Genomic DNA, 19565 nt, shown 5'->3' on the forward strand with positions numbered 1-19565 from the left:
GCCCACATCACCATCATCATGAATGCCGCGAGGACGGTCAGGCTGCCCGATCGCGATCCCCACAGCCCCCGCGGCGACCTCCTGCCGGGCGGCCGTGGGGGTCGCGCAGACCGAACAGAGCGTGTCGTCGTCGGAGAACGGCATCCGCACCGGGACCTGTTCGCCGCCCAGCGGCGCCCGGAACCCGACGTCGGTCCCGCCTCCGCAGGCGACTCGACCCGGGTGCTCCTGATCGGCGCCGCGCCCGCGCGCCGTCGCCCCGCCGGACCGGGCCGTGAGGGCAGGTACGCCCACGGCCTCCGCGAGGCGTCGAACGGGTCCTGAGGTGCGCGGGACGCGAGAGGGGCCGAAAGTGGAAGTGGCTCGATCACGGCCGGCACGGCCGAGGTCCGGGCGGCGAGCCTTTTTCTCCGCCGAAGCCGATCAGCCCGTCCGTTCCAGCCCCCATGCACGAAGGCCCACGAACTCTCCGGAGGCCATGCACCATGTCCACCGCATCCGACACCCCCGTCCTGGACACCCTCGCCGCCATGACCATCGACTCGGTAGAGCGCTGCGGTCTGGCCCCGGACATGCTCATCCTCACGCGCATCGCGGCCCTCGCCGCCTCGGACGCCCCGCCGATCTCCTACGCGGCCCACATCGAGCCCGGCATCCGGGCCGGCCTGACCGCCGAGCGACTGCAGGACGTCCTGGTCGCCATCGCGCCCATCGTGGGCACCGCCCGCGTCATGACGGCGGCGGGCAACATCGCCGCGGCACTCGGCATCGCGATCGCCGTCGCCGACGCCGAGATCGAGGGCGAAGCCTGAGAGCGCACGCCCCACCCGGCATCGCGGCCGGCTCGTCCGGCATCGGAGGAGACCGCAGTGCCCTTCCGGCCATCCGGGCCGGTGCCGGACATTCCGACGGCCGCGCGTCCGGACAGGAGAGTCTTCGATGCCCCAGAAGTCGACCACGGCACTGCGTGCCGCACCTCACGCCACGCCCGAGGAGCGCGCGGCGCTCGGCAAGGCGGCGAGACGTCGTGCGCCGCGATCCGGCCATGCGGTGTACGAACCGTCTCCTGACAGGCCGGACCCGCTGAAGATCCTGGAGGCGCAGTCCGCGACGCGCGTGCCCGAGCTCGTTCCTCTCCGCTACGGCCGCATGACGGAGTCCCCGTTCCGCTTCTACCGGGGCGCCGCCGCGATCATGGCCTCCGACCTGGCCGCCGCCCCGCGCTCGGGGTTCACGGCCCAGCTGTGCGGGGACGCCCACATGCTCAACTTCCGCCTCCTCGCCTCGCCGGAACGACGCCTGATGTTCGACATCAACGACTTCGACGAGACGCTGCCGGGCCCCTGGGAGTGGGACGTCAAACGGCTGTCGGCGAGTTTCGTCATCGCCGCCCGGGCGAACGGCTTCGACGACGCCGAGCGCGACCGCATCGTCCGGCACACGGTCCGTTCGTACCGCGAGGCGATGACCGGCTTCGCGGCCATGCGCACCATCGACGTCTGGTACGCGAAGATCGACGAGGACCGTCTGGCGTCCCTGGCCACGGACCGGCTCTCCAAGAGCGGCCAGAAGAATCTGGCCCGTGCCATCGAGAAGGCCCGCGGCCGCGACAGCCTCCAGGCATTCGACAAGCTCACCGAGACGGTCGGCGGCCGTCCTGTGATCGCGGCGGATCCCCCGCTGCTCGTCCCCGTCGGCGACCTGCTGCCGGACGTCGAGCGCCATGCCCTGGAGCGCCAGTTCCGCGGCCTGATCGAACGGTACGGTTCCACCCTGACGTCCGACCGGCGCACGCTCCTGTCGGACTACCGTCTGGCCGACGTCGCCCGCAAGGTGGTCGGCGTCGGCAGCGTCGGTACCCGCTGCTGGATCTTCCTGCTCCTCGGCCGGGACGACCGGGATCCCCTCTTCCTCCAGGCGAAGGAGGCCGACACCTCCGTGCTCGCGGCGCACGTCGGCGCGAGCGCGTACCGCAACCAGGGCGAACGGGTGGTCTCCGGCCAGCGGCTGATGCAGGCCGCCAGCGACATCTTCCTCGGCTGGGAGCGAGTGGACGGCATCGACGGCAAGAAGCGCGACTTCTACGTCCGCCAGCTGCGCGACTGGAAGGGCATCGCTCTTCCCGAGACGATGGATCCGAGGCGCATGCGCGCGTTCGGCGAAGTGTGCGGGTTCACGCTGGCGCGTGCGCACGCACGGTCCGGCGACCGGATCGCGATCGCCGCGTACCTGGGCGGCGGCGACTCCTTCGACCGGGCACTCGCCACGTTCGCGGAAGCCTATGCCGACCAGAACGAGCGCGACCACCAGGCCCTCGTCGATGCCGTGGCCGCGGGCCGGCTGCCCGCGGAGCAACTGCCGACGACCTGACCGGGGGAAGGGACCTCGGGGCCGGACCGTCCTACGACGGACGTGCGGCCCGGCGCGGAGCCGTTTCCGTCACGTGGTCGGCCGGTACGTGTCGAGGACATGGGCGTGGTGCGCCTGCACCTCGTCACGTCTCGCCTCTGGGCCGATGACGATCACCAGGTGGTAGCGGCCCGCGACGAGGAGGGCGGCGTTGCGGACGAACACCTCGCGCCCCTGGTCGTCGATCCAGGTGTAGCTGCCGGTGGCGAGGCGGGTCCGGCCGGTTTCCACCAGAGCGGTTCCCGGACTGCCCTGTCCCCGCCGGCCGGCCGCCCCGTCAGCGCGCCGAAGACGCCCGGGCCGCGCTCGGTGTGCGGACGGTGACGGCCGCCCCGCGGGCGGTGGAGCACCCTGCGCGGCCTTCGGTCACCTCGGGTGACCGATCCCGCGATCGCGGCCTCCCGGGCCGGCGGGCCCGGCCGCGTGTGGGGGCCACTCGTCACGTCGCTGAGCGGGCCCCTCGCGGATACGCTGGGATTCATGATCGAGTCCGGACGGTCGCGGCTCCGCCGGAGCAACGGCTACGGCATGCTCGTGCGGCTGTCGCCGGTGTTCCTGACCGTCGTGATCGGCAGCCTGGCCTACGCGACTCCGCCGGAGCTGGCCTTCAGCCGCCTCCTGCCCGCGGCACCGGCCCTGGCCGCCTCCATGTGGCCGGTCCTCCCGACCGTGCTCCTCGGGACGGTGTGTCTCCTCCTGATGATCGGACTCAGCCTCGTCTTCCCCGATCTCGGGACGTGGTGGACGTGCGGGGGGATCATCGCGGTCACCGTGGCCGCCGCGTACGGCAGCCATGTCCGGCTCAAACGGGAGCGCACGCTCTTCCAGGTACGGCTCGTCGCCGACGCGGCCCAGCAGGTGGTGCTGCGGCCGCTGCCGCGCCGTTTCCGGAACGTCGAGATCGAATCGCTGTACCTCGCCGCCGCCGCGGAGGCCCGCATCGGAGGGGACTTCTACGAGGTGGTGGACACGCCGTACGGGGTAAGGCTGCTCATCGGCGACGTGCGGGGCAAGGGCCTGCCGGCGGTGGGGGCGGCCGCGGCGATCGTCAACGCCTTCCGGGAGGCGGCACACGGCGAGGCATCCATGGCCGACATCGCCCGCAGGCTCGACGCCAGCTGTGCCCGGCACAACGCCGCCCATCCGCCCGAGGCGACGATGGAACGCTTCGCCACCGCGCTGCTCGTCGAGATCCCGCATCACGGCGGTCACCTCACCATCGTCAACTGCGGGCACCCTCCGCCCCTGATCCACGGCCTCGAGAACGTGCGCGTCCTCGAGCCGTCCGCCCCCTCGCCCCTGCTCAGCCTCGCGGACCTGATCGGCGACCAGTACCGTGCGGACGCCTTCTCCTTCGCTCCCGGCGAGCTGCTCCTCCTCTACACGGACGGGATCGTCGAGACCCGCGCCCGGGACGGCGCGTTCTTCCCCTTGACGGCGTGGATGCGCCGGCAGCCCCCCACGCCGCCCCGCGACCTGCTCACGGCCCTGCACCGCGATCTCCTCCGCCACAGCAGGGGCAGCCTCGACGACGACATCGCCGCCCTGGCCGTACGCCTGCACACGCCGTGAACCGTGCCCGCGGGCGGTCCTCAGGGCACGGGCAGGGCCTGCTCCACCCAGATCGTCTTGCCCGACGGCATGTACCGCGTCCCCCAGTGCTCGGTGAGCTGGGCGACCATGAACAGTCCGCGTCCGCCCTCCTCGTCATTGCCGGCGTAGCGGGCGTGCGGTGAGGTGTGCTGCGAGTCGGAGACCTCGCAGATGAGGGAGCGGTCCCGGATCAGGCGCAGACCGATCGGACCGGCGGCGTAGCGGATCGCGTTGGTGACCAGTTCGCTGACCACCAGTTCCGTGGTGAAGGCCAGATCCTCCAGGCCCCACCGCGCGAGCTGTTCCGCGGCCATCGAACGGGCGCGTGCGACGAGCGCGGGGTCCGAGGGCAGCTCCCAGTCCGCCACCTGGCACGCGTCGAGCGCACGGGTGCGCACGACGAGGAGCGTCGCGTCGTCCCGCACATGCTCCGGCACCAGCTCCGCCGCGATCTGGGCGCACAGCAGGTCGGAGGACGATCCCCGCTGCTCCCCGAGTACGGTCGCCAAGCGGGCGAGACCCACGTCGATGCCCTGCCCCCGGGCCTCCACGAGGCCGTCGGTGAACAGGACGAGCAGGCTTCCCGCGGCGAGCGTCACGTCCGCGGCCTCGTACGGAAGCCGTCCCACGCCCAGCGGAGGCCCTGGTGGCAGACGGAGGAAGCTGACGGGACCGTGCGGCTGCACCACCGCCGGCGGCAGGTGTCCCGCCGCCGCCCAGGTGCTCGTGCGGGAGACCGGATCGTAGATCCCGTACACGCACGTCGCTCCGACCGCGCCACTGCCGTCCGTGCCCTTCGCGTGCTGGTCCGACGCGTCCTTGCCGACCTGGTCGTTCAGCCGGGCCAGGAGTTCGTCGGGCGCGAGGTCCAGCTCGGCCAGGGTGCGCACCATCGCGCGCAGGCGCCCCATGGTGGCGGCGGCTCCCAGCCCGTGGCCGACCACGTCGCCCACGACGAGTCCGACACGTGCGCCGGACAGGGGAATGACGTCGAACCAGTCGCCGCCGGCGCCGAGGTGGCTGTCGGCGGGCAGATAGCGGCTCGCCGCCTCGACCGCGCTCAGCTCGGGCAGCGAGCGTGGCAGCAGGCTGCGCTGGAGCATGAACGCGGCGGTGCGTTCCCGGCGGTACCGCCGGGCGTTGTCGATGCACACGGCGGTCCGCGACGCCAGCTCCTCCGCCACTGACCGATCGCCGTCGTCGAAGGGCTCCGAGTCCTCGCCCCGCACGAAGGTGACGAGGCCCAGGGGCGCCCCCCGCACGATCAGCGGGACGTACAGGTGCGTCGGCGCGCCCCCGCCGTCCGCGTCCTCGGTGGCATCGCCTCCGTCGTCCACGGTCGCACCGCCTCCGTCGTCCGCGGTCGCACCGCCCTCGGCGTCCGCCGTGCCATCGCCCCCGGCGTCCGCGAGGGCACCGCCCCCGGCCAGGCTCTCGGCCTGCGACGATCCGGCGGGGTACGCGACCCGCTCCCCCACCCGGGAGGGTTCTCCGTCCGAATCGGCCACGCGCACCAGGTCCCCTGCCGTGGCGGGCCTCGGTTCCTCGCCTTCGAGCACCTCCGCCGCCACGTCGACCAGCACGGTGTCGGCATACTGCGGCACGGCGATCTTGGCGAGTTCCGCCGCCGTACCGAACGGGTCGAGCGTCGACCCGATCCGTGCGCCGGCCTCGGCGAGGAGCGCCAGGCGCTGCTGCGCACGGTAGTGGTCGGTGACGTCGATGGACTGCTCGCACACGCCCACCGGCTCTCCCCTGCCGTCCAGCAGCCGGAAGTAGGACGAGGACCAGACCCGCTCGCGCCTCGGGTCGGCCGGGGCGCGCCCCCGGAAGTGCACGTCGATGACCGGCTCGCCGGTCTCGAGGATCTGTCGGACGAAGTCCTCGGGAGGCCCCAGATGCTGGGTCGTGAGGACGTCTCCGGGAAAGAGTTCGGTCATGGAGCGGCCCAGCGACGCGGTGAGGTCGCCGCCGAGCTCCCGGACACTGGACGCGTTGGCCCACAGGAGGCGCGCGCCGGGCCCGTAGATGGTCAGCGCCACGGGCGACTGGGTCACCAGCCCCTGGAGCATCGCCTGCCGGGTCTCCCACCAGCGGAGCCCCTCCAGCTCGACCGCCATGAGGACGGCGGAGGGGGCGCGGCCGGTGGGCTCCCCGTCGGAGGCGGGCGTCAGGGGGCGCAGGATCACCGCCACACGTACGGTGTGTCCGCCACGGTGGCGCACGTCCACGACGGCGCCGCGTGTCCCGCCGAACCACGGTCGCCGGTCCGTCCGCCCCTGGTCCGTGCGCCCCTGGTCCGTCCGCCCCTGGTCCGTACGCCGTTCCTCCGGTCCGCCGCGATCGGCGGACGGGGTCACGAGCAGGTCCGCCGCCCGGCGTCCCCGTACCTGCGAGGCGGCATACCCCAGGAGGGCTTCGGCCTCAGGGCTCCACCCGACGATCACTCCGTCCGCGGCGAGCAGCGCGAAGGCGGCCGGGGGCGGACCGAGGTGCCCGCCTTCGTCCGCCCCGGCGGGAGGAGTGAAAGGTAGCCCTTCCATGGACCCATCATCCTTCGGGGCGGTCGCGATCGCAGTGCGTCCCGTCCCGCCCTGACGGTCGCGATCGCCGTACGCCCCGTCCCGCCCTGACGTCGCGACGCGAGGCGGGAGGGGCGCGGCCCCGAGGTGCCTTCGAGGTCCGGTGGCCCGCGGGACGGCGGACACGGCCGGCGCGGCACCGGCCCGGGTCCCGGGGCCTCGGCGGTCGGCCCGTCCCTTACGCCGCCCCGTGTGACCGGTCAAGGGATCCGCGGGTCGTGAAGGGGGTCCCCTCCGGTCAACTCCGCCACGACAGGTAACGGATCGATCACGTGCCGTGCGGGACGGCCCCGCCGTCGGAGAGGCTCACCGGCGCCGGCGCCACTCCGCGCGCCGGCGCCCTGCCGGGGCGCGGACACCGAGAACCGGGTGTGCCCGCCACCGGACCCGAACCGACGGGGGACCGACGTTGACCCGCAGACGCCGCAAGACCGTTCGATCGCTCCTCACGGGGGCCCTGGCCCTCGGACTCGTCACCACCGCCACGGCGGCCGTCCACGCCGGGGCGCCCGGCGCCGTCGCGGGCGCCGGCACCGTACGCGCCGCGTCCGCGGACGCCGACTGCTCCGGTTCCGTCTCCGTCTACGGTGCCCTCGCCGACGGCCGCCTGACGTACTCGCAGATCGATCCCTCCAGCGGCGACCGCGTCAAGACCCACATCGGCCCCGACCTCGGATTCGAACCCAAGGCCCTGGCGACGCTGAACTTCAACACGGTCCTCGCCACCGACGCGTCCGGAACCCTCTACCGGATCGACGTCAAGACCAACAACCTCTCCCTGGCCCTGGCGAGCCCGCCCACCCCGATCGGGACGGGCTGGACCCACGACAAGCTCGTCCACGACGGTCATGGACACCTCTACGGCACCGCCGGCGGCGTCCTGCTGCAGTACCTCGTCTCGCAGCCGAAGCCCGCCGGGTCCCAGCACATCGGCCAGCGCCGTGAGATCGGCAGCGGGTTCGTCCTCAAGGCGCTCACGTCCACCGGGGACGACCGGCTCCTCGCGAACACGGCCGACGGCCGGCTGCTGGAGTACCGGATCGACGACGCGGGGACCTGGACCGGGAAGCAGCTCGTGGCGTCCGGGTGGTCCGGCTTCGGCAAGCTCCTCTCGCCCGGCGGCGGCCTCTACTACGGCGTCACCTCGGCGGGAGGCATGTACTGGTACCAGGACCTCGCCCCCGACGACGGCTCGGGCAGCGACATCGTCTACCACAACGACGATCCGGTCGACGTCTCCGGATGGACGCAGACCCTGCTCTCCGCCGAGCCGGAGACCGCCGACTGCGTCGGCCGGCGGTACGCCTACGTCCTCCCCCGGTCGGCCGTCCCCCGCGGCGTGCTGGACGACCCGCACCACGACTACGCGGCGATCGACATCGCGGTCCCCGTCGGCACGCCCGTGCACGCCGTCACGCGCGGAACCGTGGGGTACATCGACGGCGGCTTCGGAAACGGCATCACGCTCACCGACGCCGACGGCGTGACGTACATCTACGGCCACCTGGACTCCCGGGCCGTCGCCGCCGGGACCACCGTCACCCCCGGCCAGTACCTCGGCGAGTCCGGCAACACGGGCCGGTCCGAGGGACCGCACCTCCACTTCGAGATCCGCATCGGCGGCGTCAAGCACTGCCCGCAGCCGCTGCTCCTCGCCCTGTACGACGGCACCACGCCGCCGGCCCCGGGCTCCCTGCCCACCAGCGGCTGCTCGTACTGACCCGGCGCGGGCCCCGGCGCCTCACCCGGCCCCGGGGCACCGCGGACCCCGCGAGCCCCAGGTCGGCCCGGGCCTCAGGCGTCCAGGGCGAGGATCAGGAGGGTCACGTCGTCCTGGATCGCGGGGGCGAAGCCGCTGAGGTCGGACCAGATCTCGTCGGGCAGCTCGTCCAGGCCGACACCGGTCATGCGGGCCAGCCGCTCGACGAAGGGGTAGAAGGCTCCGGAGGCGTCCCGCGCCTCCAGGACTCCGTCCGACGCCAGGAGCAGCCGGTCCCCGGGCCGCAGCGACATCGTGGCGGCGGTTCCGGGCGCGACGTCGGCCAGGCCCGTCCCCAGGGGTGGTCCGGGGTCGAGTTCCAGGGCGTGCGCGGCGCCGCCGCGCAGCAGAACGGGCGGGGGGTGGCCGCAGGCCAGGACGCGGACCTCCCGCCCGTGCGGCGCGAAGTCCAGGAGGACGGCCGTGGCGAAGAGTTCCGCGTGCTCCGTCGGCGCCGAGTCGACCACCAGCCTGCGGTCCAGGCGCGCCGCGATCGACTCCGCGTCCACGTCGTCCAGTACGGCCTCGCGGAACGCCCCCATGACGGAGGCGACCGTGGCGACGGCCGACAGACCATGGCCCTGTACGTCGCCGAGGACCGCCCGGACCCCGTGGGGGCCTGGTCTGACGTCGAAGAAGTCGCCTCCCACGAGCGTGCCGCGTTCGGCCGCCCGGTAGAGGCTCGCGCAGCGCACGGGACCGACGCGCCGCCGGACGTCCGGGACGATGGCCCGCTGGGCCGTCTCGGCGACGGCCCGTTCCAGGTCGAGCTGCGCGTCCCGGCGCCCGCGGACGAAGGACACGAAGACGCTCAGGGTCGCCACGAAACCGAGGGTGAACAGGTCGGTGTTGCCGGGCCGGTTCAGATGGAAGACGGGAACGGTCAGCAGCACGATCGTCGCGGCCCCGAGGAGGGCCGTGGCCAGCGGCCCGTAGGCCAGGACGGCCAGCGGAGACACCGCCCCGAGCAGGAAGCCGATGTCCAGCGGAACGGAGTCGGTGAGCGAGGCCGCCCCCACCCCGACGAGCAGCAGCACGGGCAGGATCCGCACCCAGCGCGGCGGCGGGGCCCCGCGCAGCCAGCCCCGCCGGTACGCGCCGGCCGCCGCCTTCCTCGGCTTCACCACACCACCAGGCTCCTACGCCGCTCTGCACCCCGCACGCCACGCCCACTCCCGCGCCGGTGCCCCGCACCGCCCCCGGGAACACGCCGGCACCCGGCCGCTGTCACGGATCGACCACGGGACCGCGACGCGGTGCCGAAACTGCTGGCAGCCCCGGCGAAGGCCGGCTTCCCCGCACGTCACACCGAACGCCGCCCAGCGGTGACGTCGGACGTCGAGTCGTTCCTGACATGGCTGGTCGCCCATCCCCTGCGGGCACGGGCGACCGTTCCCAGAGTCGAGGCCCCGACCGCAATCCCTCGAACGACTCCAGCGATGCGATAGCTCGCGCGTAGATCGGCGAGGGCGAGACCGGCAGGATCTCGGACCCGCTCGGCGACCGCCTGACAGCAAGCCCCCTGCACTTCCCATGGACCGCGGCCGGAAACCCACGGAGACCGTCGCCGTGCCGACCCCTGCCCGGTGGATCGGCGTCGTGGCCCCGGCCGCTTCCGCGGATGGTCCTTACCCGGCCGGAACTTTGTCCGTGAGGTCGTAGCCGCCCTTGATCACCATGGAGTCGGCGGCCGGCGCCATGCACTTGCTCAGCAGCGGCTCGCCCTCATCGGTGCCGCCGGAAAGCCCGATGCGGCTGGGACCGCTGCCCTTGCCTTCTGCCACGTAGAAGCTGATCCCCATGCGGACATGCCTCTTCAGATAGTCGTCCCAGCCGCCGACGTTACCGCCGGTACGGACGATGCGCCCGGTCACGGTGGCGGTGGGGCCGCCGCTGGTCAGGCAGTCGACCTTGAAGTCGCCCCAATTGACCTTCTCGGGCTCGCCCTTGGCGGCCGGCATCCGGTGGTAGATGCGGAAGGTGCCCCAGGCTTTGTCGGGCTCGGCCCAACCCACACCCTTGAAGGTGGCGTGGGCGTCGACGGTGACCTGGATGTCGTGGCCGGCGTCGGGATAGTCGATGCGGCCCCAGCCCTTGAGGCTGGAGGTGAGCGTCCCGGAAGGGGCGGAGGACCGCGTGGTCCCGGCAGGCTCGGGCGTGGATGCCGTCGACGCGGAGGCGATCCCCGCGGTGGTCGCCACCACGGCGGTCGCCGCGAGGAACGAGACAGCACGGTGGGACAGCGTGAATCTGGACATGGTGGGACTCCATTCGGGGTCGTGGAACCGAAGCGCCGGAGTGAGAGAACCTCCGCTCTGCCACGACCGATCCTGCTCAACACCCGCTCCGCACACGTCAGTCACCGGTCGCGACCTCCCTCAGCCGTGCGGTTGAGCCCGCCGGTGGAGCCATCCCCCTCACGACGTACGCGACAACAGCCATGGCGCCGGACCAGCGGCTGCCCTCCAGGTCCTCACCGGAGCCACGGCCGGATCGCGGCGAAGTTCGCGGTCCACGCGTCCGAGAACCTGCGCGAAGCGGTCGCTTCACGCGAGGTGATCGTCCTGGCCGCCACCGGTCAGGAGTCCTGACGTCCCCGGCCGGCCGCGTCGGGCACCGCTCCCTCCCGCTCCGGCCGGCTGTGGGACTGCACGGCGAGGACGAAGGCGTGCCCGGCCGGGTCCATGAAGCGGCGCACATCGGTACGCCGGTCCGTCCGGCTGCCGTGGTGCTCGGCGGTCACCGGGCGGGCGCCCATGGAGACCGCTTCGCGCTCGGCCTCGTCGAGCGTGCCGGGAGCGACGAGGATCCACAGGTGCGACTGCTGGGAGTCCTCCGGCCGGGGCCAGCTCGGAGGTGCGTGGCCGGGGTCGCGGCGGATGCCGAGGGCGAATCCGTCGGCGCCGGAGACCATCAGCAGGTCGTGGTCGACGCCGCTCGGCTCGACGGTGCCGTCGAGCAGGGCGGCGTAGAAGCGGGCGAGGGGCTCGGGGTCGGTGCTGTCGAGGACGAGAACGCCCATCTTGGAAACGGTCATGGCCTCCGTGTGCCCGCTCCCCTCCCCCGCAGTCACGGGGCGACAGGACGGTCCGCCTCACCTCCACCGGCCCCGAGACCAGCGCCCAGGCCGGTACCGATGGCGGCACGAGCACCAGCACGAGCACCGGGACCGGCACCGGCACCGGCATGGCAAGGGGCCGGCTTGATGCCGGGTCAGCCGGCGACGGTCACGTCCGTGAGGCCGGCGCGGGCGAGGGCCCGTGCCACGGCGGACGGGTCCGGCTCGGCGCCGTCGGGGTCGCGCACCCGCGCCAGCAGCGCGTCGACGTCCCGGAGCGGTCCGGTCGCGGCCTCGGCCTCGGCCCCGGCGAGGACGGCTTCGGCGTCCGGGCCGCCTTCCGCCGGCGCGAGCCGCTCGACCAGCAGGCGCGCCGCCTGTGTGCGGTCGGCCAGCTCGCTCATGCCGCAGTCCAGGCCGTCGTCGGCGAGGTCGTCCGGGTAGGGGGCGCGGGCCCAGACCCCGTCCTCGTACCAGTAGACGCAGCCGAGTTCGTTGCCGGACAGCCGGTCGTTCAGTTCGTCCCACGGCAGCCACGCGGGGCCGCCCGCGAGGACGTCGACGGGAGGCCGATGCCATTTCGTCCCGCTGGACTCGTCCTCGCCGTACAGCACGTACCGGCCCTCGCCCTCGCGGGAGAGCACCCACCAGGTGCAGCCGCCGTCGTCCCGGTGCAGTCCCTCGTCGTCGATCCAGTGGCCGGTGCGGTGCGCGCTCGGCCGGTGTTCGTTCGCGGCCGTCGTGCCGAAGGCGGCCACCAGGGCCCAGCGGGCCCACAGCGTTTCGGCGGGCGGGAGGTCCCCGGGAAGTCCCGGACGGTTGATCGTCATGACCGCCACCGTACGTCGGCCGGGCCGCGCCGCCGCCCGCCCCGGGAGCGGCTCACCAGGCGCGGTCCAGCAAGTCGGCGCACAAGGCGTCCAGTTCCTGGGCGGCCGGGTGGCTCGGGGTGGCGGCGCGGAGCGTGGCGCGGGCGGCGTCCAGGCACCGGTGGGCCTCCTCGTGGGCGGCGGTGCGGCCTCCGGCCTCTTCGACGAGGGCGGCGAGGTGCGCGGCTGTCGCGTCGTCGATCCGCCGGGACGAGGAGAGCAGCGCCCCGAGTTCCCGCGCGGCCGGGCCTCCGTCGGCGAGGGCGGCGAGGACCGGGTAGGTCTTCTTGCCCCGGCGCAGATCGGCGTGGACGGGTTTGCCGGTGGTCTCCGGGTCGCCCCAGATGCCGAGGACGTCGTCCACCGCCTGGAAGGCGAGGCCGAGTTGGCGGCCGGCGTGGTCGAGCGCGGTCACGGTCGGCCCGGGGGCGCCGCCGAGGACCGCGCCGAGGGCGAGGGCGCACCCCAGCAGGGCGCCCGTCTTGTGCGCGGCCATCGACCGGTACCGCTCCGGTGTGACCGCGCCCGGTCCGTACCAGGGCCGGTGCTCGAACCGCAGGTCCTCCGCCTGGCCGGACACGAGGGCGTTCAGGGTGCCGCAGAGGCGGCGTACCGCGGCCGCCGCGTGGTCGCTCCGGGCCTCGGCCAGGCCGGTCACGGCCTGGGCGAGGAGCGCGTCGCCGGCGAGTACGGCCGGGCCGGTCCCGTAGGTCTTCCACACGGCCGGGCGCCGCCGGCGCAGCGCGTCGGCGTCCATGATGTCGTCGTGGAGCAGGGAGAAGGTGTGGACGAGTTCGACGGCCACGGCGCCCGGGACGCCGTCGGCCGCGTCGCCGCCGACGGCCTCGGCCGCGAGCACGGCGAGGGCCTGCCGCACCCCCTTGCCCTCGGATCCGCCCGGGTCGGGGGTCCCGTCGGTGCCGGTCCAGCCCAGCGCGTACGCCGCCATCTCGGCGGTCCAGGGGTGCAGTCGGCCGACCGCTTCCACCAGCGCCGGCCGGACCAGCGCGCGGCAGCGCCGCAGGGCGTCGGTCGCGGGCGCGTCCGGGCGGCGAGAGGCGGGTGCCGGGCTCCTCGGGTCCGTTCCGTGGCCTCCGTGCCGCGCTCCGGTCGCGTCGGGCCGGGTCGCGGTCCCCGCCACGCCGGCGGACGGACGGGTGCGGGCCTCGGGCGTCGGCGGGGCGCTCATCGCAGCGCCCCCGGGGCGGCGGTCCGCAGGGTCTCCGGGGCGGCGGTCCGCAGGGCTTCCGCCCCGGCGTGGGGCAGCGTGGGCGCACCCGTTCCCGGTCCGTCCCCGGCGGGTTCCGGAAGCGGTCCGATGCCCAGTTCGGCGGCGGCTCCGTCCACCAGCTCCCGGGCGTGGAGGAGTCCGATGCGCTCCAGGGACGTCCGCAGTTCGGCCAGTTCGGCGGCGGTGCGGGCGGCGTCGCGGCCGAGGCGGGCGTCGGTCTTCACCAGCCCCAGCCGGGCCAGCGCGGTGCCGCGCGGCTCGTCCATCGCGCGGAACTCCGTGAGGGCGCGGTCGTACGGGGCGCGGGCCTGCGCGTACCGGCCCGCCCGGTACAGGACGTTGCCGCGCATCTTCTGGTTGTAGGCGAGCGCACTGCGCAGCCGTATCTCCCGGCACGCCTCCTCCGCCCGCGACAGGAGCGCCAGGGCGCGTTCGACGTCGCCGTCGCGTGCGGACACCACGTCGGCGATGCCCCGCAGGGCCCACGCCCAGCCGCGCCGGTCCTCGGCCCGCGAGGCGGTCTCGGCCGCCTCCTCGAAGAGCGCGAGGGCCTCGTCGAACCGGCCGGTGTTGCGGTGGATCTGCGCGATGCCCTCCAGTGCCCAGACGGTGTGCCGGGCCTCGCCGCGGCGGCGCGCCTCCGTCAGCAGCTGTTCGTGCAGGCGCGCGACGGCCTCGTAGTCGCCCTGGATGCGGCCGGTCTCGGCGAGTCCGGCCAGCGAGTAGCCCCGGGCGACGACGTCCCCGCCGCGCTCGCCCGCCTCGGAGGCCAGCTTCAGCAGCCGGTACGCGAGCCGGAACGCGCCGCGCTGCCGGGCCAGCGTGCCGCCGCTCCACAGCGCCCAGGCCATCGCCCCTTCGTGGCCGGCCGCGCGTGCCGCCCGGTAGCTCGCCTTCCACGCCCGGTCCGCCTCGTCGATCCGCCCGAGCCGCCGGCACGCCTCCGCGACGGCCAGGCGGCAGCGCGCCGCCTCGTGGAGGTCGCCGGACCGTTCGGCCGCGCGTGCACCCCGCAGGCCCTCGGCGAGCACGTCGGGGAGCGAGGAGTTCACGGACAGGGACCCCAGGGCCCCTTGGTACTCGGGCGCGGACGCCTTCGCCGGCCGCTCGCTGATCTGACCCGCCATCGGTTCCTCCTTCTCGGCCGGCTCGACGATCGGCCGGCGCGAGGGACAAGACGGAGGCGGCGGGCGGGGGTTCCGCTTCGGGGACGATCTCCGTCTCGATGGGGGCGCGGTGTCCGTCTCAGGTGCTACGCGCGGTGGCGCGGTCTCCTCAATGAGACCTACGCGGGGCGGCTCGCCCCGCCTCGTCCGCACCGGGGGCGGCAGGCGGGGAGGGGGTGACCGGGCGCGGCCGTGCGCGTGGGTTCCGTGCGGTGGCGCAGCGCGTCGCGCGGGAGGCGGCCGTGGTGCGGGTAGCGTGCCGCGCGTGTCCGAGCACCCGCGCGATCTCGTCGGCTACGGCGCCGAGCCGCCCCGGGCCGCCTGGCCCGGCGGCGCCCGTGTCGCGGTCAGTCTCGTCCTCAACTACGAGGAGGGCGGCGAGCACTGCGTCCTCGACGGCGACCCCGCTTCGGAGGCGTTCCTGCACGAGGTCGTGGGGGCGCCGCCGGTGACCGGCGGTCGTGACCTGAACGCCGAGTCGATGTTCGCGTACGGGTCTCGGGCGGGGTTCTGGCGCGTGCACCGGACGCTCCTCGCCCACGGGACGCCGCTCACCGTCCACGCCGTCGGCCAGGCGCTGGAGCGCAATCCGGAGGCGGCGCGGGCCATGGCCTCGGCCGGCTGGGAGGTGGCCGGCCACGGCTGGCGCTGGATCGACCACCGCGAGGTCCCCGAGGACGTCGAGCGTGCCGATGTCGCGCGGACGGTGGCGACGATCCGGAAGCTGGTGGGGCGGCGGCCGGTGGGCTGGTACACGGGCCGGACGAGCCCGGCGACGCGGCGGCTGGTCGCGGAGGAGGGCGGATTCCTCTACGACTCCGACGACTACGCGGACGACCTGCCGTTCTACGTCGAGGCGGCGGGCCGCCCGCACCTCGTGGTGCCGTACAGCCTGGACGCGAACGACTTCAAGTTCCTGCTCGTCCACGGGTTCACGACGGCGGACGACATGCTCGCGTACCTGGTGGACACGTTCGACACGCTGCACGCCGAGGGCGCGGAACGGCCCCGCATGATGAGCGTCGGGCTGCACGGCCGCATCATCGGCCGGCCGGGCCGGATCCGGGCGCTCGACGCCTTCCTCCGGCACGTGGCCCGGCGTGGTGGGGCGTGGTGCGCCACGCGCGAGCAGATCGCCCGGCACTGGCTGGCCGCGCACCCTCCGCCGTAGGGGCGCGGGGAGCGATGTGATGCTCGGTCACTGTCTTGCGGTCGTTCGCCGGCCGGGCCCTGCCCGCCCTGGCGATCGGTGTGGTGTTCGCGGGAGCCGTGGCTGCCGTGCCGGTCCTGGACGACGGCACGCAGGGGGGAGGAGGTGACCGTGTTCGGGCATGGCGTCCCGGACCTGACTTACCACTGGGTTCGAGGGCGAGGTCCTCGTAGCGGACGGCCTGCCGCGGCATCGCGTCGTTCTGCGGCGGCCGCGACCGCGGACCGCTGCCCTTCCTCGTTCCATTATGGCCACGCCCCGCCGCCCCGTGCGAGTCGGCTCCGCCCTGCCGGCGGTGTGCGCGGCCTGTGGTCTGACCAGGGACGACCGCCGTTCCGACATGCGCTTCACCACACCCGGGTGAACCATGGAGGGAGGTCGTGCGGGTGCCGGCCGCCGGCGAGGGGGAGTCAAGGGAGCTGTGACGGCTCCGACTTCCAGAGGTGGCGAGCGTGGACGTTTTCGATGCCGTCGTCGTCGGGTCGGGCTTCGGCGGGTCCGTGACGGCGTATCGCCTGGCCGACGCCGGGCTCCGGGTGTGTGTCGTCGAGAGAGGGAAGCCGTTCCCTCCCGGGTCCTTCCCCCGCAGTCCCCACGAGGCGGCGAAGAACTTCTGGGATCCGGATTCCGGGCTGTACGGGATGTACGACATGTGGAGTTTCTCCACGATGGACGCGCTCGTGTCCAGCGGGCTCGGCGGCGGGTCGTTGATCTACGCGAACGTGCTGATCCGCAAGCCGGAGAGCTGGTTCGTCCACGAGTCGTTCGACGGCGGCTACGAGAACTGGCCCGTCACCCGCGAGGACCTCGATCCGCACTACGGATCCGTCGAGACCATGCTGGGCGCGCGGAGGTACCCCTTCGACGTGGAGCCCTACCGGAGCACGCCCAAGACGCTCGCCATGCGCCGGGCGGCCGAGCGGCTGGGGCTGCCGTGGGAACTCCCGTTGCTGGCCGTCTCCTTCGGGGATCCCCCGGTGCCCGGCGCGCCGCTCGACGGCGGCGAGGACAATCTGCACCACAGCCCGCGCTATGCGTGCAGGCTCGTCGGCGAGTGCGACCTGGGCTGCAATTTCGGCAGCAAGAACAGTCTGGACTTCACCTATCTCAGCGCCGCGCAGCGGCTCGGCGCGGACATCCGGACCCTCTGCGAGGTGCGCTCGTTCGAACCGGTCCGCGAGGGGTTCGAGGTCACGTACATCGAGCACCGCGCCGACGGGGACGAGGATCCGCCGGCTCCTCCCGTACGGCGGACCCTCCGGGCCCGGCGGCTGGTCCTCTCCGCCGGCACGCTCGGCACCACGTACCTGCTGATGCGGAACCGCAGCGCCTTCCCGGCGATCGGCCCGGCGCTGGGCACGCGCTTCTCCGGGAACGGGGACTTCCTCGGCCTGGTGCTCAAAGCCCGGGAGGACGGTCGGGACCGGCCGGAGGAGACGGTGCCGCGGCTGATGGAACCGAGCTTCGGGCCGGTCATCACCAGTGCGATGCGGGTGGACCGCAAGGGGAGCGGCGAGAGGGACCGGGGGTTCTACATCGAGGACGCCGGGTACCCCGCGTTCCTCGACTGGCTCGTCGAGCACAACGTCGTCACCCTGTCCAACCGGGTCGGAAGGTTCCTGCTGCGCCGGGCGTGGTCGCGGCTGACCGGGACCGCCCGCAGCCGGGTGGGACGCCAGCTGGGCGACGCCATGGGCAAGGGCCTGTTCACCGCGACGTCCCTGCCTCTGCTCGGCATGGGGAGGGACGTCCCCAACGGCCGGATGTTCCTCCGCGACGGACACCTCGACCTCGACTGGCGACTGGCCGCGTCCGACGCGTACTTCGACCAGATGAACGAGACCATGGAGCGGGTGTCCCGGAGTCTCGGCGGGTGCTACGCCGCGAACCCCCTGTGGCTGCTCAACCGACTCATCACCGTGCATCCGGTGGGCGGCGCTCCGATGGGGCGCACTCCCCGCGAAGGCGTGGTGGACCCCTTCGGCCGCGTGTACGGGTACCCGGGACTGTCGGTCGCCGACGGCTCGGTGCTGCCCGGCCCCGTCGGCCCGAACCCCTCGCTCACCATCGCGGCGCTGGCCGACCGGTCGGCCACCCGCATCCTCGAAGAACGCTGAGGGCCCCTCATGACGACAGGACAGGGCACCGCGCCCCGCGGCGGATCCCCGCGCAGATCCCTCCTCCTCGCCGGCGGCGGCCTGAAGGTGGCCTACCAGGCCGGTGTCCTCCAGGTCCTGCTCGACGAGGCCGGGCTGACCTTCGACCACGCCGACGGAGCCAGTGGCGGCGTCTTCAACCTCGCGATGTACTGCCAGGGGATGTCCGGGCGCGAGATCGCGGACAACTGGCGCACGCTCTCCCCGCTGAAGGGCGTCACCCCGAACTGGCGCGAGCTGCCGAAGGGGCCCTATGCCCGTTCCCTCTTCACGCTGGACGGCTACCGGCGCCACGTCTTCCCGGAATGGGGGCTGGACTGGGAGCGGATCCGGGCCACCGACCGCGAAGCCACCTTCAACCTCTACAACTTCAGCGCCAACGCACTGGAGCCGGTGACCGCCGATCGCATGGACGAGGACCGGTTCTGCGCCGGGGTGGCGCTGCCCATGTGGTTCCCTCCGGTCGTCATCGACGGGCAGACGTACATCGATCCCGTCTATCTGACCGACGCGAACGTCGAGGAGGCGATCCGGCGGGGCTGCGACGAGCTGTGGATCATCTGGACGGTCAGCCGGAGGCACCGCTGGCGCAACGGCTTCGTGGCCAACTACTTCCACATCATCGAGACGACGGCCAACGGCGGCCTCCAGCACTGGCTGCGCCGGATCGAGACCAACAACGCGGCCATCCGCGACGGGAAGGAGGGCGAGTTCGGGCGCCCGATCGAGGTCCGGCTGCTGAGCGGCGAGGTCCCCCTCAACTACCTCATCAACTTCAGCCGGGACCGGTTCGCCCAGGCCGTGGAACTCGGCGTCCACCACGCGCGCCGCTGGTGCACGGACCAGGGGATCCCCTGGAAGGCCGGTGAGCCGCCGGACCTCCCCGACGACCCGACCCGCATGCGCTTCACCGAACGCATGGTCGGCCGTGTCGTCTTCGGGGAGGACGACCCCCGGAACGTGGCCTCGACGGCGGGCGGAGCCGCCGCCGACCTCGCCCTGCACGTGACCGTGGACATCCGGGGCATGGACCGCTTCCTCTCCGGCCCGGAGCACGAGGCGGAGCTGCGCGGGGAGGTCGTCTGCCAGGAGCTGGGCGGACGTCTTCCGGTCGAGCACGGCACCTTCCAGCTGTTCGTGGAGCACTCCGGCCCGCAGCACCTGCGGATGCTCTACCGCCTCTTCTTCACCGACCGGGCCGGGCACCGGCTCACCCTCAGCGGCCACAAGGACGTCGGCGAGGACTCCCGCCGGGGGATCTGGAAGGACACGTCCGTCCTCTACACGCGCGTCCTCCGGGGGCACGTCGGCGCAGGCGAGGAGGCCGGAGCCGAGTCGGTGGCCGCCGGAACCGTACGCATCCGGCCCGCCGACTTCCTGAAGCAGCTCACCACCTTCCGGGCCGAGGCACCGACGCTGTCCGGCCGGGTGACCACCCTGAGACGCTTCGGGCAGTTCTTCGCCGGCAAGCTGTGGGACGTGTACGCGCAGAACGTCCTGCCCTGGTCCCCGCTGTGACCGAGGAGGAACCG

At 73.5% G+C, this 19565-nt stretch carries 15 protein-coding genes; 7 read left to right on the top strand and 8 right to left on the bottom strand.

What is annotated here, in order from left to right; genetic code table 11:
- Positions 1-485: 485 nt before the first annotated feature.
- Positions 486-812: a carboxymuconolactone decarboxylase family protein gene (locus ACFVU3_RS02690; protein WP_390063041.1), complete on the top strand. Its 327-nt coding sequence runs from the start codon at positions 486-488 to the stop codon at positions 810-812.
- Positions 813-939: 127 nt separating this feature from the next.
- A complete protein-coding gene (locus ACFVU3_RS02695; RefSeq protein ID WP_390063042.1) occupies positions 940-2370 on the top strand; it encodes a DUF2252 domain-containing protein in 1431 nt (476 codons plus the stop codon).
- Positions 2371-2439: 69 nt separating this feature from the next.
- Here ACFVU3_RS02695 and ACFVU3_RS02700 read toward each other — a convergent pair whose 3' ends face one another.
- Positions 2440-2640: a hypothetical protein gene (locus ACFVU3_RS02700; RefSeq protein ID WP_390063043.1), complete on the bottom strand. Its 201-nt coding sequence runs from the start codon at positions 2638-2640 to the stop codon at positions 2440-2442.
- 249 nt (positions 2641-2889) lie between these two features.
- On the opposite strand from ACFVU3_RS02700, the gene ACFVU3_RS02705 reads away from it, so the two are divergent.
- Complete coding sequence (locus tag ACFVU3_RS02705; RefSeq protein WP_390063044.1) at positions 2890-3981, top strand: PP2C family protein-serine/threonine phosphatase; 1092 nt, start codon at positions 2890-2892, stop codon at positions 3979-3981.
- Between the two features lie 20 nt (positions 3982-4001).
- Here ACFVU3_RS02705 and ACFVU3_RS02710 read toward each other — a convergent pair whose 3' ends face one another.
- Positions 4002-6545 carry a SpoIIE family protein phosphatase gene (locus ACFVU3_RS02710; RefSeq protein ID WP_390063046.1) on the bottom strand — a complete coding sequence of 848 codons (2544 nt, stop codon included), beginning with the start codon at positions 6543-6545 and terminating at the stop codon, positions 4002-4004.
- A gap of 448 nt (positions 6546-6993) precedes the next feature.
- Between ACFVU3_RS02710 and ACFVU3_RS02715 the strand changes: the two genes are divergently transcribed.
- A complete protein-coding gene (locus ACFVU3_RS02715; RefSeq protein ID WP_390063047.1) occupies positions 6994-8304 on the top strand; it encodes a peptidoglycan DD-metalloendopeptidase family protein in 1311 nt (436 codons plus the stop codon).
- Between the two features lie 74 nt (positions 8305-8378).
- On the opposite strand, the gene ACFVU3_RS02720 is transcribed toward ACFVU3_RS02715, so the two are convergent.
- From ACFVU3_RS02720 to ACFVU3_RS02745, 6 genes are all read right to left on the bottom strand, one after another.
- Positions 8379-9470 (bottom strand): PP2C family protein-serine/threonine phosphatase, encoded by a 1092-nt coding sequence (locus tag ACFVU3_RS02720; RefSeq protein ID WP_390063049.1) that lies wholly within the window; start codon positions 9468-9470, stop codon positions 8379-8381.
- 501 nt (positions 9471-9971) lie between these two features.
- Positions 9972-10601 (bottom strand): hypothetical protein, encoded by a 630-nt coding sequence (locus ACFVU3_RS02725; RefSeq protein WP_390063050.1) that lies wholly within the window; start codon positions 10599-10601, stop codon positions 9972-9974.
- A 320-nt stretch (positions 10602-10921) separates the two neighbouring features.
- The gene (locus ACFVU3_RS02730; protein WP_390063052.1) at positions 10922-11380 is read right to left on the bottom strand and encodes a VOC family protein; all 459 of its coding nucleotides are present in this window, start codon (positions 11378-11380) and stop codon (positions 10922-10924) included.
- Between the two features lie 176 nt (positions 11381-11556).
- Entirely contained in the window at positions 11557-12231 is a 675-nt protein-coding gene (locus ACFVU3_RS02735; protein WP_390063053.1) for a hypothetical protein, read from the bottom strand.
- A gap of 52 nt (positions 12232-12283) precedes the next feature.
- Positions 12284-13459, bottom strand: a complete 1176-nt coding sequence (locus tag ACFVU3_RS02740) for a polyprenyl synthetase family protein (protein ID WP_390063054.1) — start codon at positions 13457-13459, stop codon at positions 12284-12286.
- Positions 13456-14628, bottom strand: coding sequence for a tetratricopeptide repeat protein (locus ACFVU3_RS02745; RefSeq protein ID WP_390063055.1), 1173 nt, complete (start codon positions 14626-14628; stop codon positions 13456-13458). Before ACFVU3_RS02745 ends, ACFVU3_RS02740 begins: the two co-directional genes overlap by 4 nt.
- Before the next feature lie 304 nt (positions 14629-14932).
- On the opposite strand from ACFVU3_RS02745, the gene puuE reads away from it, so the two are divergent.
- The 3 genes from puuE to ACFVU3_RS02760 all read left to right on the top strand — a co-directional run bounded on the left by puuE (position 14933) and on the right by ACFVU3_RS02760 (position 19551).
- A complete protein-coding gene (gene puuE, locus ACFVU3_RS02750) occupies positions 14933-15838 on the top strand; it encodes an allantoinase PuuE (protein ID WP_390063057.1) in 906 nt (301 codons plus the stop codon).
- A 491-nt stretch (positions 15839-16329) separates the two neighbouring features.
- A complete protein-coding gene (locus ACFVU3_RS02755; protein WP_390063059.1) occupies positions 16330-17994 on the top strand; it encodes a GMC oxidoreductase in 1665 nt (554 codons plus the stop codon).
- A gap of 9 nt (positions 17995-18003) precedes the next feature.
- Entirely contained in the window at positions 18004-19551 is a 1548-nt protein-coding gene (locus ACFVU3_RS02760) for a patatin-like phospholipase family protein (RefSeq protein WP_390063061.1), read from the top strand.
- Positions 19552-19565 lie beyond the last annotated feature (14 nt).

This window comes from Streptomyces sp. NPDC058052, assembly GCF_042885515.1.
Taxonomy (GTDB): Bacteria; Actinomycetota; Actinomycetes; order Streptomycetales; family Streptomycetaceae; genus Streptomyces.

Excerpts from the sequence above, each read along its gene's own strand:
- ACFVU3_RS02690 (WP_390063041.1), top strand. The coding sequence starts at position 486 with ATGTCCACCGCATCCGACACCCCCGTCCTGGACACCCTCGCCGCCATG.
- ACFVU3_RS02695 (WP_390063042.1), top strand. The coding sequence starts at position 940 with ATGCCCCAGAAGTCGACCACGGCACTGCGTGCCGCACCTCACGCCACG.
- ACFVU3_RS02705 (WP_390063044.1), top strand. The coding sequence starts at position 2,890 with ATGATCGAGTCCGGACGGTCGCGGCTCCGCCGGAGCAACGGCTACGGC.
- ACFVU3_RS02710 (WP_390063046.1), bottom strand. The coding sequence starts at position 6,545 with ATGGAAGGGCTACCTTTCACTCCTCCCGCCGGGGCGGACGAAGGCGGG.
- ACFVU3_RS02725 (WP_390063050.1), bottom strand. The coding sequence starts at position 10,601 with ATGTCCAGATTCACGCTGTCCCACCGTGCTGTCTCGTTCCTCGCGGCG.
- ACFVU3_RS02730 (WP_390063052.1), bottom strand. The coding sequence starts at position 11,380 with ATGACCGTTTCCAAGATGGGCGTTCTCGTCCTCGACAGCACCGACCCC.
- ACFVU3_RS02735 (WP_390063053.1), bottom strand. The coding sequence starts at position 12,231 with ATGACGATCAACCGTCCGGGACTTCCCGGGGACCTCCCGCCCGCCGAA.
- ACFVU3_RS02740 (WP_390063054.1), bottom strand. The coding sequence starts at position 13,459 with ATGAGCGCCCCGCCGACGCCCGAGGCCCGCACCCGTCCGTCCGCCGGC.
- ACFVU3_RS02745 (WP_390063055.1), bottom strand. The coding sequence starts at position 14,628 with ATGGCGGGTCAGATCAGCGAGCGGCCGGCGAAGGCGTCCGCGCCCGAG.
- ACFVU3_RS02760 (WP_390063061.1), top strand. The coding sequence starts at position 18,004 with ATGACGACAGGACAGGGCACCGCGCCCCGCGGCGGATCCCCGCGCAGA.